This is a genomic window from Roseococcus sp. YIM B11640 (assembly GCF_049727625.1).
Taxonomy (GTDB): domain Bacteria; phylum Pseudomonadota; class Alphaproteobacteria; order Acetobacterales; family Acetobacteraceae; genus Roseococcus.
In genome coordinates this window covers 240,309-254,083 of record NZ_JBBJOZ010000001.1, presented here as the reverse complement: position 1 = coordinate 254,083, position 13,775 = coordinate 240,309, and the positions used below count along the sequence as shown (strand labels likewise).

Annotated in this window: 15 protein-coding genes; 8 read left to right on the top strand and 7 right to left on the bottom strand. The window is 70.0% G+C overall.

Going from position 1 to position 13,775, the window contains the following annotated elements:
* Nucleotides 1-15: 15 nt before the first annotated feature.
* Complete coding sequence (locus tag WJM96_RS01275; protein ID WP_424810602.1) at nt 16-2,580, bottom strand: TIGR02302 family protein; 2,565 nt, start codon at nt 2,578-2,580, stop codon at nt 16-18.
* Nucleotides 2,577-3,914: a diaminopimelate decarboxylase gene (gene lysA, locus WJM96_RS01270; RefSeq protein WP_424810601.1), complete on the bottom strand. Its 1,338-nt coding sequence runs from the start codon at nt 3,912-3,914 to the stop codon at nt 2,577-2,579. The genes WJM96_RS01275 and lysA overlap by 4 nt, the downstream gene beginning before the upstream one ends.
* Before the next feature lie 82 nt (nt 3,915-3,996).
* On the opposite strand from lysA, the gene WJM96_RS01265 reads away from it, so the two are divergent.
* Both WJM96_RS01265 and WJM96_RS01260 read left to right on the top strand, forming a co-directional pair.
* Entirely contained in the window at nt 3,997-4,674 is a 678-nt protein-coding gene (locus tag WJM96_RS01265) for a substrate-binding domain-containing protein (RefSeq protein ID WP_424810600.1), read from the top strand.
* A gap of 186 nt (nt 4,675-4,860) precedes the next feature.
* Nucleotides 4,861-5,622 carry an ADYC domain-containing protein gene (locus tag WJM96_RS01260; protein WP_424810599.1) on the top strand — a complete coding sequence of 254 codons (762 nt, stop codon included), beginning with the start codon at nt 4,861-4,863 and terminating at the stop codon, nt 5,620-5,622.
* Nucleotides 5,623-5,626: 4 nt separating this feature from the next.
* Here WJM96_RS01260 and WJM96_RS01255 read toward each other — a convergent pair whose 3' ends face one another.
* Complete coding sequence (locus WJM96_RS01255; RefSeq protein WP_424810598.1) at nt 5,627-6,802, bottom strand: UxaA family hydrolase; 1,176 nt, start codon at nt 6,800-6,802, stop codon at nt 5,627-5,629.
* Between the two features lie 10 nt (nt 6,803-6,812).
* The gene (locus WJM96_RS01250; RefSeq protein WP_424810597.1) at nt 6,813-7,097 is read right to left on the bottom strand and encodes a UxaA family hydrolase; all 285 of its coding nucleotides are present in this window, start codon (nt 7,095-7,097) and stop codon (nt 6,813-6,815) included.
* Nucleotides 7,098-7,230: 133 nt separating this feature from the next.
* Between WJM96_RS01250 and WJM96_RS01245 the strand changes: the two genes are divergently transcribed.
* The 3 genes from WJM96_RS01245 to WJM96_RS01235 are packed head-to-tail and all read left to right on the top strand — an operon-like array spanning nt 7,231 to nt 10,154.
* Complete coding sequence (locus WJM96_RS01245) at nt 7,231-8,484, top strand: class I SAM-dependent methyltransferase (RefSeq protein WP_424810596.1); 1,254 nt, start codon at nt 7,231-7,233, stop codon at nt 8,482-8,484.
* A gap of 22 nt (nt 8,485-8,506) precedes the next feature.
* Nucleotides 8,507-9,385 carry a branched-chain amino acid aminotransferase gene (locus tag WJM96_RS01240; protein ID WP_424810595.1) on the top strand — a complete coding sequence of 293 codons (879 nt, stop codon included), beginning with the start codon at nt 8,507-8,509 and terminating at the stop codon, nt 9,383-9,385.
* Between the two features lies 1 nt (nt 9,386).
* On the top strand, nt 9,387-10,154 hold the full coding sequence (locus WJM96_RS01235; protein ID WP_424810594.1) for a helix-turn-helix domain-containing protein: 768 nt from the start codon (nt 9,387-9,389) through the stop codon (nt 10,152-10,154).
* Here WJM96_RS01235 and WJM96_RS01230 read toward each other — a convergent pair.
* Nucleotides 10,144-10,476 carry a DUF1330 domain-containing protein gene (locus WJM96_RS01230; RefSeq protein WP_424810593.1) on the bottom strand — a complete coding sequence of 111 codons (333 nt, stop codon included), beginning with the start codon at nt 10,474-10,476 and terminating at the stop codon, nt 10,144-10,146. The two genes, WJM96_RS01235 and WJM96_RS01230, sit on opposite strands and share 11 nt — an antisense overlap.
* Nucleotides 10,477-10,621: 145 nt before the next feature.
* Here WJM96_RS01230 and WJM96_RS01225 point away from each other — a divergent pair, with 145 nt between their 5' ends.
* Nucleotides 10,622-10,963, top strand: a complete 342-nt coding sequence (locus tag WJM96_RS01225) for a nuclear transport factor 2 family protein (protein ID WP_424810592.1) — start codon at nt 10,622-10,624, stop codon at nt 10,961-10,963.
* Here WJM96_RS01225 and WJM96_RS01220 read toward each other — a convergent pair.
* Complete coding sequence (locus tag WJM96_RS01220; protein WP_424810591.1) at nt 10,960-11,928, bottom strand: Bug family tripartite tricarboxylate transporter substrate binding protein; 969 nt, start codon at nt 11,926-11,928, stop codon at nt 10,960-10,962. The genes WJM96_RS01225 and WJM96_RS01220 overlap by 4 nt on opposite strands.
* 92 nt (nt 11,929-12,020) lie before the next feature.
* Entirely contained in the window at nt 12,021-12,659 is a 639-nt protein-coding gene (locus WJM96_RS01215; RefSeq protein ID WP_424810590.1) for a glutathione S-transferase family protein, read from the bottom strand.
* 27 nt (nt 12,660-12,686) lie between these two features.
* Between WJM96_RS01215 and WJM96_RS01210 the strand changes: the two genes are divergently transcribed.
* On the top strand, nt 12,687-13,346 hold the full coding sequence (locus tag WJM96_RS01210; protein WP_424810589.1) for an RluA family pseudouridine synthase: 660 nt from the start codon (nt 12,687-12,689) through the stop codon (nt 13,344-13,346).
* Entirely contained in the window at nt 13,331-13,702 is a 372-nt protein-coding gene (locus WJM96_RS01205; protein WP_424810588.1) for a hypothetical protein, read from the top strand. The genes WJM96_RS01210 and WJM96_RS01205 overlap by 16 nt, the downstream gene beginning before the upstream one ends.
* Nucleotides 13,703-13,775: the final 73 nt, after the last annotated feature.

The window sequence follows — 13,775 nt, the reverse complement described above, 5'->3', positions numbered from 1 at the left end:
GTCAGGACAAGAATCTCAGAAGCGGCGGAGCAGGCGGTCGATGTATTCCAGCTCCTCGGCGGGGCGCTCGCGTTCCGCGCCGCGGCGGCGCAGCTCCTCCTGCAGGCGGCGGGTGCGAAGCAGCTCCGCCTCCTCCGGCACGCGGGTATCGCTGCCATTGTCGGCATTGCCGGTGGACTCGCGGGGACGCCGGCCGAGCGGATCGCGGCCCTGGCCGAGCTGTTGCTCGCCCTCCTGCCCCTCGCCGCCCATTTCCATGTCGCCGCCGGGGTCGTCCTCCGCCTCGCCCTCGCCCTGCCCTTGGCCCTGGCCGAACTGGCGCTGCATCTGCTGCGCCATCTGCCGCCCGCCTTCCTGAAGGTTGCGGATCGCTTCCTGCTGCGACTCTCGGGCATCGCGGCCCTCGCGCAGGGCGTCCTGGGCCTCGCGCATGGACTGGTCGGCGCGGCCCAGCGCCTCCGGGATCTCGCCGGTCAGGTCGCCCTGCTGCTGCATGAGCTCGCCGAGCGCGCGGCGCAGCGCGCGCTGCCGGCGCGTCTCGGCCTGGCGCGACTGCTCTGCCTCGCGCTCGCCTTGGGACGGGTCTTCCTGGCCCTGCTGGCTGGGCGGCTGGAACGGCCGCTGGTTCCAGGGCTGCTGCTGGCGACGGCGCTGCTGCTCGCGCTGCTCCTGCTGCTCGCTGCGGCGCTGGCCCTCGTCCACCATCTCGCCCTGGCGGCGGATCATGTCCTGTACGGCGCCCATCTGCTGCTGGCCGCGCTCCCGCTGACGCTGGCGCTCGGGGCTCTCGCCGCGCGCCACGCGGCCTTCCTGGAGCGCGCGCAGCATCTCCTCGAGCTCGGCCAGTTCGCGCCGGGCGTCCTGCATGCGGTTCTCGCGCGCCGCGTCCTCCATGCGCCGGGTCCGGCGGTCCATGTCGCGCTGGTCGAGCATGCGCTGCTGCGGGTCATAGGGCAGCGCTTCCGCATTCTCGCGCTGCAGCCGCTCGGCAAGGGCTTCGAGGTGGCGGCGGATGGCCTCGCGCAGCTGCTCGATCCGGCGCTCGACCTCGCTGCGCTGCTGCTCGTCCTGCGGGTTTCGCTCGGCCTCGTTCAGCGCCTCGCGGAGCTGGCGCTGCGCCTCGGCCAGGGCGCGGGCAGTGCGGCTGTCGCGCCCTTCCTCGAGCGCGAGGGCAGCTTCCCACAGAAGGTCCTGCACCTCGGCGACCGCCTCCGGCCGGCGATCGCGCTGCAGCTGGCCGCGCGCGGTCCGGAGCGCGAGCAGCGTGCTGGAATCATTCTCGAACGCCTCCGGCGCGTTCGCGAGCTGCTCCAGATCCCTCATCGCCGGAAGCCGCGCCTGGGGCGCGAGCGAAAGCGCCTTGCGCACCTCGATCATCGCGCGCGCAACGGGATGATTGAAGCTGCGCTCGGGCAGCGTCAGCTCCACTTCCTCCGAGACGCCTTCCTGTTCGGCGCCGTCGCGCGCCACGAGCCGCAGGCGCACGGGCAATCCGGCCCACGGATGCGCAGAGAGGTCAGGTTGCGCCAAGCCGCGCGCCTGCTTCGGGGCGGCGGAAGGCAAGGTCATGTCGAGGGTGACCGGTGCCGCGTCCAGGCGCGCCGCGAGGCGAAATTCGGCGCGCAGCGAGATCACGCCCCAGTCGTCCTCCGCCCGCCAGGGGAGCCGGATAGCAAGGCCACGCTGCGCGCGCGCGGGCGGCTCGGTGAAGCCGGCGACGGGAGGAGCATCCGCCTGGACCGCCAGATTCCAGGCCACCAGCTCCCGCCCATCGTGCTGGATGGCGATCCGCGCGCCGCTGTCGAGCACGGCCTGGGCCGTAAAGCTGCCGCCGCCCAGGGGCTGGAAAGCCAAGCCCGCCGGCCCGGTGGCCTCGGGCGCCCGGCCGAGCGCGCCGGAAACGGCGATCTGCAGGCGGCTGCCGGCCGGAACCGTCGCGGCCCCGCCCTCGGCCGCGAGGAAGATCGGCGGCGCGCCGGTATATCCGGGCGGCGTCACCCAGGCCTCGGTACGGAGCGGCGCGGGCGGGGGCGCTACGTGGAAGCTCGGCGTCAGGGCGCGGCGGACGAGGCCGGGCGCATCCTCCGGCCCGGCCATGACCAGCGCGGCGGCCAGCGCCACCAGGAGCCCGCCGCGCAGAGCCCTGCGGTCCCGCGCCGCCAGCCCGGGGCGCGGACGGCCGACGCGCAGCCGCGCGATCATCCGCCGCATGCGGGCCTGATGCGCGGCCCAGAGCGCCTGGCCGGCCGGATCCTTGGTCGCGGGCTGGTCGGCCAGCGCCGCCAGCGGGCGGTGCGCGAGGCCGCTCGCGCGCTCCAGCCGGCGGTCAACGGCGGAGAGGCCGGGGCGGCCGAAATGCCGGAAGCCGCGCCACAGCGCGAAGCCCAGGCCCAGCCCGAATCCAAGCAGGACAAGGACATGCAGCCAGCCGGGCATCACCGACGGCAGGCCCAGCAGGGCGAATATCAGGAACAGCCCGGCCACGCCGAGCGCCGGCCAGGCGGCCGGCCAGACGGCCTCCCACCACAGCGCGGCGCGGGCGAGCGCGCGCTTGCGGCGGAGGGCCGGGCTGTCGTTCATCCCGCCCAATCCGGCAGGCGCTGGCCCGCGAGCAGCGCCTCATAGGGCTGCCGGTCGCGGATCACGGCGAAGCGGGCGCCATCCACCATGACCTCGGCCGCGAGGGGCCGGGCATTGTAGGTGCTGCTCATGGACGCACCGTAAGCCCCCGCATCCAGGATTGCCACGAGCGATTCCGGCGGCAGGGCCGGCAGGTCCCGGCCGCGCGTGAAGGTATCGCTGCTTTCGCAGACAGGCCCGACCACATCCGCCGGGGAAAGCGGCGCATGGAAGCCGGAGGCCGCGACAGGCAGGATGCCGTGCCACGCCTCGTACATGGCCGGGCGCAGCAGATCGTTCATCGCCGCGTCCAGGATCACGAAGCGGCGCGTCGCGGCCTTCTTCTCGATGATGACGCGGGAGAGCAGCACGCCGGCCGGCCCCGCGATCCAGCGCCCCGGCTCCAGCATCACCTTCACACCGAGATCGCCCAGCCCCGCCTTGATAGCACCGGCCAGCGCCGCCGGGCTGCCCGGAACCTCGTCGCGATAAGGAATGCCGAGGCCGCCGCCGCAATCCACCCGCTGCACCGGAAGCCCGGCCGCCCGAAGCTCGCGGACCAGCTGGCCCAGGCGCTGATAGGCCGCGCGATAGGAGCCGACGCCCTGGGCGATCTGGCTGCCGATATGCACGGTGAGACCTACGGGATCCAAGCCCGGCAGGGCGCAGAGCCGAGCGTAGAGTTCCGGCGCGAGGGCGATCGGCACGCCGAACTTGTTCTCGCTGAGGCCCGTCGTGATCTTGGCGTGGGTCTTGGCATCCACATCCGGGTTCACGCGCAACGCCACGCGCGCCTTGCGGCCGAGCGAGGCGGCCAGCGCGCTCAGCATCTCCGCCTCCTCGGCGGATTCCAGGTTGATCTGCAGGATGTCCTCTGCGATGGCCAGGCGCATCTCGCGCTCCGTCTTACCGACGCCGGAGAAGACGATGGAGCCCGCCGGCACACCGGCGGCGCGGGCGGCACGAAGCTCGCCCTCGCTGACCACGTCGGCACCGAAGCCTTCCTGCGCCAGCAGGTTCACCACGGCCAGGGCCGGGTTGGCCTTGGTGGCGTAGTGGATGGAAGCGTCGAGCCCCGCCTCGGCCAGCGCGTCCTTCAGCAGGCGCGCGCGGCGGCGGAGCGTGCCAGCGGAATAGACCCAGGTGGGCGTTCCGACCGCGGCGGCGATGCGGGCAAGCGGAACCTCCTCCATCATCAGCCCGGCCAGCGGGTCGAGCGCGAGGCCAGGGCGGGCGGCGAGCAGGTCGCCGAAGGAGGGGTCGGGGCTGTCGAAGACGGGGGCAGGTGCGGCCATCGCGGTAGATAAGGGGGGGCGGGCGCGCTCGACAACAGCCGGGGGCCAAGGAATGCTGTCCGGGCATGACAGGAGTTGCCGCGTGAGTTCCACCGCCCCGATCCAGCTGCTTTCCACCCTCGGCGTCGTGGGCGTGCTGGAGGAGGTGCTGCCGCGCCTCGGCTTCGAGGTCGCACCCATCTTTGAGCCGACCAAGAAGCTCATGGAGCGAATTGCGGCCGGGGAGCGCGGGGATGCCGTGATCCTGACCTCCGACGCCGTCGAAGAACTGCTGGAGAGCGGCGTCCTGGCGGCGGGCAGCCGGATCGACTTCGCGCGCTCACATGTCGGGATGGCCGTGGCGAAGGGCGCGCCCCGGCCGGACATCTCCACGGTGGAAACCTTCCGGCAGACGCTGCTGGCGGCGCGCACCGTCGGCTACTCCCGCGCAGGGGCGAGTGGCATCTTCTTCGCCGGGTTGCTGGAGCGCATGGGGATCGCCTCCGAGATCAACGCCAAGGCGACCATCATCCCGGCAGGCTTCACCGGCCAGCTTCTTCTCGATGGGAAGGTGGAACTCGCCGTGCAGCAGGTCAGCGAACTGATGGCGGTGCCGGGAATCGACCTGATAGGCCGGCTTCCTCAAGAAATTCAGCCAGATACCGTGTTCTCCGGCGCCGTTTTCCCGGGCCGGCGCCCGGATGCGGCTCGCTTTCTTGCCGCGCTGGCCGCTCCCGCCCTCGCGGCCGTCTATGCGGAGAAAGGCCTGGAGCCTCTTTGACCCTCCCCAACTTGGGAAGGCGAGGGATTCCCGCCACATGGCCGATTAATTTCGGCCGGGGTGCAACCAAAGCTTCATTCGCGAAACCCGCACGCTAGAGTGGATCCCGATCGCAGCCGCGATCAGGGGCGCCAGACATGATCATTTAGCCGCGGCCCTGCCGCGGCTCAGTCTTGTCGAGGCGCCATGATCCGAAACCTGATCGCCCTTCCCGCCCTGGCCCTGCTGCTGCTCGCTGCCGCCGCGAATGCCGCACCGTCCCGTGCCACCCGCGTCACGGCCGATGGCGGCGGGTTGCGGGCCGAGATGCAGGACGGGCGCGTCCTCACCGGCGCGCAGCTCGCCGGCACCGTCCTGCGGTTCCAGGGGCTGGAGGTCCGCGTGGAGGACGCGCGCCAGGACGAAGGAATTCCCGGCGCGCAGCCCGGCCAGCCCGCCGGCGATATCTGGCTCTACCGGCTCTCGCTGCGCGGCGCGGATGGAGAGTGGGCCGAGCCCTGCGACGGCGGCGCGCTCGGTATGGTCTTTCCCGGGCCAGAGGGTGCCTTGCGGCTCACCTGCTCCTCCAGCGCCATCGGAACCTGCATCCGCTATGGCTACCGCCCATGGGCCCGCACGGCCGAGGGCGTGGCCCTCGCGCCCTATCATCGCGCCTGCGTGAACCTGCTCCGCTCGGCCGAGGGCGGCCAGGCGGCCGGCATATATGATCGCATCGGCATCCAGCGCGCGCCCGCCGCGCCCGGCAGCGAATTCGCGGCGGGCTGGACGAGCGAGGGCGCGGCCTGTCTGGCGCAGCCAGAAGCCGCCATGCCCGGAAAGGACGATCAGGCCGATATCGCGCTGGCCATCATGGCCATCGCCGGCCGCATGGGCCGCGACCAGTGCACCGAGGAACGGGCCGCCGCCCTCGGTGCACTGGTGTTCAACCGCAGCCTTCCGCGCGGCTGACGCGCTACGCGCTCTCGTAGAGGCGCGTCAGGGAGAATTCCCGGTGGCCGAGCAGCTCGGCCGCCGTCAGTTCGCCATCGGCGGTACGGAGCATGCAGTCGAGCAGCGCCTCGCCCGCGTCGTGCATGTTCATCTTCTTCTGCAGCAGGCCGGTCACATCGACGTCGATATGCTCCGACATGGTGCGCTGCGTGCGCGGGTTCGCCGTCAGCTTGATGACCGGCAGGATCGGATTGCCGATCACATTACCCTGCCCCGTCGGGAAGAAATGCACGGCGTAGCCTGAGGCGGCGCAGAGCGTGACCATCTCCGCCGCCGCCGACGAACTGTCCATGAACCAGAGGCCGGAATGAGTCGGCGCCTCGGCCTTGTCGAGCACGCCGTCCACCAGGCACTTCTTCCCGATCTTCTGGATATTGCCGAGAGCCTTCTCCTCGATGGTGGTGAGGCCGCCCTCGATATTGCCCTTAGTGGGTTGGCTCTCGCTGAGATCGGAGGTCTTGTTGGCCTCCACCACCGCCTGGTAGCGGTCGAACATCGCCTGGAACTGCGCGCGGATCTCGGGTGTGCGGCAGCGCGCGGCGACGAGGTGCTCGCCGCCGGTGAGTTCGGTCGTCTCGCCGAAGACCAGGGTGTTGCCGTTCTCCCAGAGCTTGTCGAAGGCGTCGCCCACCGTTGGGCAGCTCGCCAGCCCGCTCGTCGTGTCGCTCTCGCCGCATTTGGTGGAGACCCATAGCTCGACCAGCGGCGCCTTGCTCTTCTTCAGGCGCGAGGCGTGCTTCACCATCCGGTAGGCGGCCCGGGAGGCATGGGCGATGGTGTTGATGTCGCCGTTCTGCTCGATGGCGAAGCCCTCCACCGGCTTGCCGCTGGCCGCGATGCCCTCGACGATCCGGCCCGTCCAGCCCGGCTCGATGCCGATGACGATCACCGCCGCGACATTCGGGTTGGTGCCGGTCCCGATCAGCGTGCGGAAATGCAGGTCGAGATCCGCGCCGAACTGCAGCCGCCCATAGGCGTGCGGGATGGCCAGCGCGCCCTTGATGTTGTTCGCCACCGCCTCGGCGGCCGCATTGGAGAGATCGTCCACCGGCAGGATGACGACGTGGTTGCGCACGCCCATCCGCCCGTTCTCGCGGCGCCAGCCTTCGAAGGAGCCGCCCTTCAGGTTCATGCCCATCGGTGCCCCCTTACCAGCGCTTCGTTTTGACGTTGTGGACGTGCAGGTGCTCGCCGGGCGCGATATCCGCGACGGCCTTTCCGATATCGACGCCGTACTTGATGATCGTGTCTCCGGCCTTGATGGGCCGGATCGCCAGCTTGTGGCCGATCGGGATGTCCGACTTCGCGTCGAACTCGATCATCTTGTCCTGGTCCATGACCCAGCCGTTGATACGGTTGCTGGCGCTAAGCCCTTCAACGACCACGACTCCCACGGAATCGCCTTCGTCATGAACGACGAAATGGATGGTCACTCCCGGTCCTCCCTTTGTTTTATTGAGGCCACGCTAGACCGCAGGCTGGGGGCTCACAACACCGCCATGCACCGGATGCATTCATCCTTGGACTTGCGAAATCCCGTGGCCTTACGACTAACATGACATTGGAATGTTGGGAGAATTCGGGGTGCTGCATGCGATGCTGCGCCGCTTCGTCCAACGGGGCGCGCTCCTTGTCCGGATGCCGGACGGTTCTGAAACACTCTTCGGCCCGGGCGGTGAGCCCGCCGGAGGGCTTCATCTCAAGACGTCACGCGCCGTCCGGCGCATGATCGCCAACCCTTCCCTGGCCCTCGGCGAGCTTTACATGGATGGCGAGCTGGAGCCGATTGGCAGCCTGCACGGCATGCTGAACGTGCTGAGCCTCAACCAGACGCTCATGGGCGATCCGGGTTTTTCCTGGATCCTCGACTGGGGGCGCAAGGCCATCCGGCGGCTGAAGCAGATCAACCCGGCCGGCCTCGCCCGGCGCCGCATCTCGCACCACTACGACATCGACGAAGCGGTCTATGGCCTCTTCCTGGATGCCGACCGGCAATACTCCTGCGCCTATTTCCCGACAGGCCGCGAGACGCTGGAGGAAGCGCAGCTTGCCAAGAAGCGGCACATCGCGGCCAAGCTGCAGCTGGACCGGCCGGGGCTGGAGGTGCTGGACATCGGCTGCGGCTGGGGCGGCATGGCCCTGACCCTGGCGCGCGAGTACGGCGCCAAGGTCACCGGCATCACGCTTTCCCGCGAGCAGCTGGCCATCGCCCGCGCCCGCGCGCAGGAGGCCGGGCTGGAGAAGCAGGTGCGGTTCGAGTTGGTGGACTACCGCGCCTGGACCCAGCCGATGGACCGCATCGTCTCCGTCGGCATGGTGGAGCATGTGGGCATCAATCACTTCCAGGCCTATTTCGGCATGATCTCGCGCAGCTTGCGTGAGAATGGGGTGGCGCTGGTGCACGGCATCGGCCGCTCCGACGGGCCGGGGGCCACCAACCCTTGGATCAACCGCTACATCTTCCCCGGCGGCTACTCTCCCGCGCTGTCGGAGGTGGTGCCCGCCGTGGAGAAATCCGGCCTTTGGATCACGGACATCGAGATCCTGCGCCTGCACTACGCCAGGACGCTTGCCGAATGGAGCCGCCGTTTCGCCGCGCACCGCGAGGAGATCCGCGCCCGCCACGATGAGCGCTTCTGCCGCATGTTCGAATTCTATCTGGCGGGGTCCGAGGCCGCCTTTCTCCACGGGCTGCACATGAACTGGCAGGTGCAGCTCACCCGGACGGTGGATGCCCTGCCGCTCAGCCGCGACTACATGCTGCGCGAAACGCCGCCGGGTTTCGCCGATCTGCCTCCCGTGGCAAGTTCGGCAGCCTGAACTCAGCGAGGAAGTGCCCGAGATGGCTGGCTTGTTCTGGTACGATGGCGCGTGGTCGAGCGAGGAACCCAAGCTGCTCGGCCCCATGGATCACGCGATGTGGCAGGGCTCCGTGATCTTCGACGGTGCGCGCGGCATCCATGGCTGGGCGCCGGACCTGGACCGGCACTGCGCCCGCGCGGTGCGCTCCGCGCTCGCCATGGGCATGAAGCCGACCAAGACCGCCGAGGAGATCGAGGCCCTGGCGCGGGAGGCCGTGGGCCGCATGGGCCCGGAGGCCGAGGTCTATATCCGGCCGATGTTCTTCATCCGCCGCGCCATCGGCTCCTCCCAGCCCGACCCCGACAGCACGGATTTCCTGCTCGCGGTCTACGACGCGCCGCTGCCGGGCTTCACCGGGTTCTCGGCGATGATGACGCCCTTCCGCCGCCCGACGCCCGACATGGCGCCGACGGGCGCCAAGGCCGCCTGCCTCTACCCGAACAGCCAGCGCGCCGCGGGCTGGGCGCGCAGCCAGGGCGCCGACAATGCGGTGCTCTGCGACGCGGTGGGGAATGTCGCGGAATTCGCGACGTCCAACATCTGGTTCGCCAAGGACGGCGTCGTCGTGACGCCCGCCCCCAACCAGACCTTCCTCAACGGCATCACGCGCCAGCGCATCATGAAGCTGCTGCGTGAGGCGGGCGTGACGGTGGAGGAGCGCAGCGTGGCGCCGGAAGAGCTGGAAAGCGCGGACGAGATCTTCTCGACCGGCAACTTCGCCAAGGTGCAGCCCGTCATCCGCTACAATGGTCGCGACCTGCAGCCGGGGCCCTTCGCCCTGAAGGCGCGCGAGCTCTACTTCGCCTGGATGAAGGCGCAGCCTCGCGTCGCGGCGCCGGCGGCGGTCGCCGCCGAGTAGAATGGAGCGCGCCGTCGGCGAATTGCTGCGCGACTGGCGGCAGCGGCGGCGCATCAGCCAGCTCGACCTCGCGCTCGATGCCGGTGTCTCGGCCCGGCATCTGAGCTTTCTCGAGACCGGCCGCTCGCAGCCGAGCCGCGAGATGCTGGTCCTGCTGGCCGAGCAACTGGACGTGCCGCTGCGCGAGCGCAACACGCTGCTGCTGGCGGCGGGCTATGCGCCGCTCTATCGCGAGCGCGGGCTGGATGACCCGGATTTCGCCGCCATCCGCTCGGGCGTGGAGCGCGTGCTGAAGGCCCACGAGCCCTTTCCGGCGGTCGCGGTGGACCGGCACTGGAACCTGGTGGCCATGAATGCCGGCGTGGCGCCGATGCTCGCGGGCGTGGATGCCTCGCTGCTGGCGCCGCCGGTGAACGTGCTGCGGCTTAGCCTGCACCCCGAAGGGCTCGCGCCGAGCATCGCCAATCTCGGCGAGTGGCGGGAGCACCTGCTGGCGCGCCTCGCGCGGCAAATCGCCGAGAGCGGTGATCCCGTGCTCGCCTCCCTGCGGCAGGAGCTGCAGGCCTATCCGCATGACGGCGCCGAAGCGCCGGAGGATGCGGGACTCTCCCTGGCTGTGCCGCTTCAACTGAAGACTCAGAACGGCGTCCTCAGCTTCATCGGCACCACCATGGTCTTCGGCGCGCCGCGAGACGTCAGCCTCGCCGAACTCGCCATCGAGGCCTTCCTGCCGGCCGACGAGGCGACGGCGGCCGCGCTCAGGGCATGAACTGACTCACGCGATCAGCCGCGCGGTAGCCCTCCTTCGTGCCCTGGATGAGGAAGGCGGTGGAGTTCGAGTTCCTCGTCCGCAGCGGCAGGATCGCCTGGTACGCCTCTGATTCGTACCAGGCCTTGGCGGCCTCCATGTCCGGGAAGCCGATGATGACGATGCGGCCGAGCCATCCGGGCTCCAGCACCTCTGGCTCCGCCCCGTGGACAAGGAAGCGGCCGCCGAAGGGCTCCAGCGTGGCGTCGATCCGCAACAGGTAGTCCGCGATGTCGGGGCCGAGCTGGACGTCCTGAAGCTGGGCGATGGCGTAGGCGGGCATGGTGTCGTCTCCTTCAATGACGCCGTGCTTATGCCGGGGCCGCGCGGGGCTCCGCGATTACCTGCCGAGTAATCGCGCGCGCCTCCCGCCCCGCCCATCCTCCCGCCACGCCCGGAAACGTCCGGGTGCGATGAAGGAGGTTCCCATGAGTGACGCCAGCCAGGTCGCCGAGGACTACATGGCCCTGTGGAATGAGGCGGATTCCGGCCGCCGCCGGGCCATGCTCGCGAAATCCTGGACGGAAGGAGCGAAGCTGGCCGACCCGTTCGCACGCTGCCAGGGCCATGCCGAGATCGACGCGCTGATCGGCGGCGTGCAGTCGCGCTTCCCCGGGATCCGTTTCGCGCTGACCACGCCCGCCGATGGCTTCGGCGAGTTCGTACGCTTCTCCTGGGGCGCAGGCCCCGTGGAAGGCTCGGACGTGCTGATGATGGAGGGCGGGAAGATCGCCTCCGTCATCGGCTTCATCGACAAGATGCCGGGCTAGTCCACTTTCGCGCCGGAAGCGCGGATCAGCGGCGCGAAGGCCGCTTCGTTCGCCACGCGGAAGGCGGCGAGATTCTCGGGCGAGGTCCACCAGGGCGTCGCCCCGTTATCCTCGAAAAGGCGGATCGTCTCCGGCAGTTCCAGCGCGCGCTTCGCCAGTTGCGAGATGCGGTCCACCACGGCCGGCGCCATCCCCGCCGGCCCGATCACCGAGCCCCAGGAGGTGATCTCGAAGCCCGGGATGAATTCCGCCATGGCCGGGATGTCCGGGGCCTGCGGGCTGCGCCGCGCGCCGGTGACGGCCAGGGCGCGTACCTTGCCCTCGCGCGCCTCGGCCAGCGCCTGGGGGATGTTGTCGAAGATCATGTGCACGCGGCCGGCGAGCAGGTCGATATGCGCCGGCGCGCCGCCGCGATAGGGCACGTGCAGCATGTCCACGCCCGCCATCACCTTGAACATCTCGCCCGAGAGATGGACGGTCGTGCCCGAACCGGAGGAGGCGAAGGTGTAGCGCCCCGGATTGGCCTTCAGCAGCGCGATGAGCTCCGGCACCGTACGCGCCGGCACGTCATTATGCACCACCAGCATGTTCGGCAGCTGCCAGAGCCCCGCGATGTAGGTGAAGTCGCGCGTCACGTCGAAGGGCAGGCGGCTGTAGAGCGTCGGCGCGATGGCCAGCGGCGCGACGCTGCCCAGGCCGATGGTCCGCCCATCCGGCGCCGCGCGGGCGATCGCCTCGGTGCCCACATTCCCGGCCGACCCTGCGCGGTTCTCCACCACGAAGGATTGCTGCGTGATCTCGCCCATTTTCTGGCACCAGATGCGCGAGAGGATGTCGGTGCCGCCGCCGGGCGGAAAGATGCCGATGAAGCGCGTGGAGCCCTGCGGCCAAGCGCCCTGTGCGCGAGCGCCGGCGGTCATGCCCAGCGCAGCGCCCATTCCGAGCGCCGCGCGACGGGTCTGCATGCCCATCCTGTACCTCCCTGACACCCGGCTTTTCCGCCGGTTTACCCCGTCATGCGAGGGCATCCGGCGCGCCGGAGTCAAGGAATCCGTGCTCACGCCGCGTAGGCTGTCCTCGCCCCGGGCAGCAGCTCATAGGCCGGCTTGTAGCCGGGCATAGCGCGGAAACGGCCGATCCAGGCCTCGATGCGGGGATAGGCCGACATGTCGAGCGGCCATTCCTCGCGCGGGTAATGGAGGTAGCCCTGCAGGGAGATGTCGGCGATGCAGGGCTCGGCGCCCAGCAGGAAGTCGCGGCCTTCCAGCTGCGCCTCCACCACGCGGAAGGCGTTTTCCACCCGCGTGCGGAAGAAGGCGACCACGGCCGGGTCGGGGTCCTTCACCCAGCCCAGCAGGAAGCGCCATGTGGCGAGGTAGCTGGTGAACTTGTGGTTGTCGAAGAGGATCCAGCGCAGCTCCTCCTCCCGGTCCGCGCCCTGGAAACGGCCGAGCTTCTGGGAGAGGTAGGTCAGGATGACGCCGGACTGCGTGCGGCTGCGGCCGTCGCTCTCCAGCACCGGGACCTCACCCATCACGCTGACGCGTTTCTTCCATTCCGGCGTTCGGGTCTCGCCACCGCCGCGGAAATAGTCCACCCAGATGCCCTCCCAATCCGCTCCGGAAAGGGCAAGCATCAGCGCGACCTTGTAGCAGCCGCCGGACTCGGGAAAGCAGTGCAGCCGAAACTCCGCCACCGGGAACCTCCTTCTGAACAGGGTGTCATGCTGCCCGAGGATCTGCGGGCCCGCATTCTGTTTCAGGACAATGAGGTGCTCATCCTGAACAAGCCTGCCGGGCTCGCCGTGCATCCCGGACCGCGCGGCGGCCCCAGCCTGTCCGACTGGCTGCCGGCCCTGCAGCAGGGGAAGCGGCACCTGCCGCAGCCGGCGCACAGGCTCGACATGGACACGGCGGGATGCCTGGCGTTCGGCCGCACCAAACCGGCGATCGTGGCCTTGAACCGGCTCTTCGCCGAGGGCCGTACCCAGAAGACCTACTGGGCGGTGCTGACCGCGCCGCCCCCTTCCGACGAGGGCGTCTGCGAGGCCCCTCTGCTCAAGCGCAGCTCGAAGGAAGCCGGCTGGCGGATGTTCGTGGACCCCACCGGCCTTCCGTCCCGCACGGAATGGCGCGTCATGGGCAGGGACGGCGCGCTCACGGCCGTCGAGCTCACGCCGCGTACCGGGCGCACGCATCAGCTCCGGCTGCACATGTCGCATCTGGGCTGCCCGATCCTGGGCGACGGCTTCTATGGCGGCGGCGAGGGGAGGCTCCACCTCCTGGCCCGAACGCTGGTCCTGCCGCTGGACCCGCCGCGCGCCGCCACCGCGCCCATCCCGCCCCATATGCAGGAGGCCCTCGCACGATGCGGCGTCTCCTGATCCTGCTCGCCCTGGCGCCCATGCTCATGGGCCAAGGCATCCCCCGGTCGAATTGCGGGTTCAGCGAGGGCTGGGACCTGCTCCGCTCCGCCGAGCGCGAGGCAGCCAAGCCCGTCGCCGGCATCACCGAGGGCCGGGAGCGTGGGGAAGCGGTCCTCGCCGCCCTCCGGCGCGCGGCCGGACAATTCCTGCGCTGCGGCTGCCCCCGCCTTGCCGAGATGACGCAGGAGGCGGCGGTCGCCGTCGCCAGCGCACCCTCCGAGGCGAGCGTCGCCCGGCTGACCACGGTGCTCGGCAATACCCGCTTCCGCATCCAGCTTGCGCGGGAGTTCTTCGAGGCGCAGTCGTGCAGGTAGTATTATCCATGCCAGGCGATTAGATCATCGGATGAACCCCGCGCCTTCCCTCACCACCGCCCGCGATGCGCTG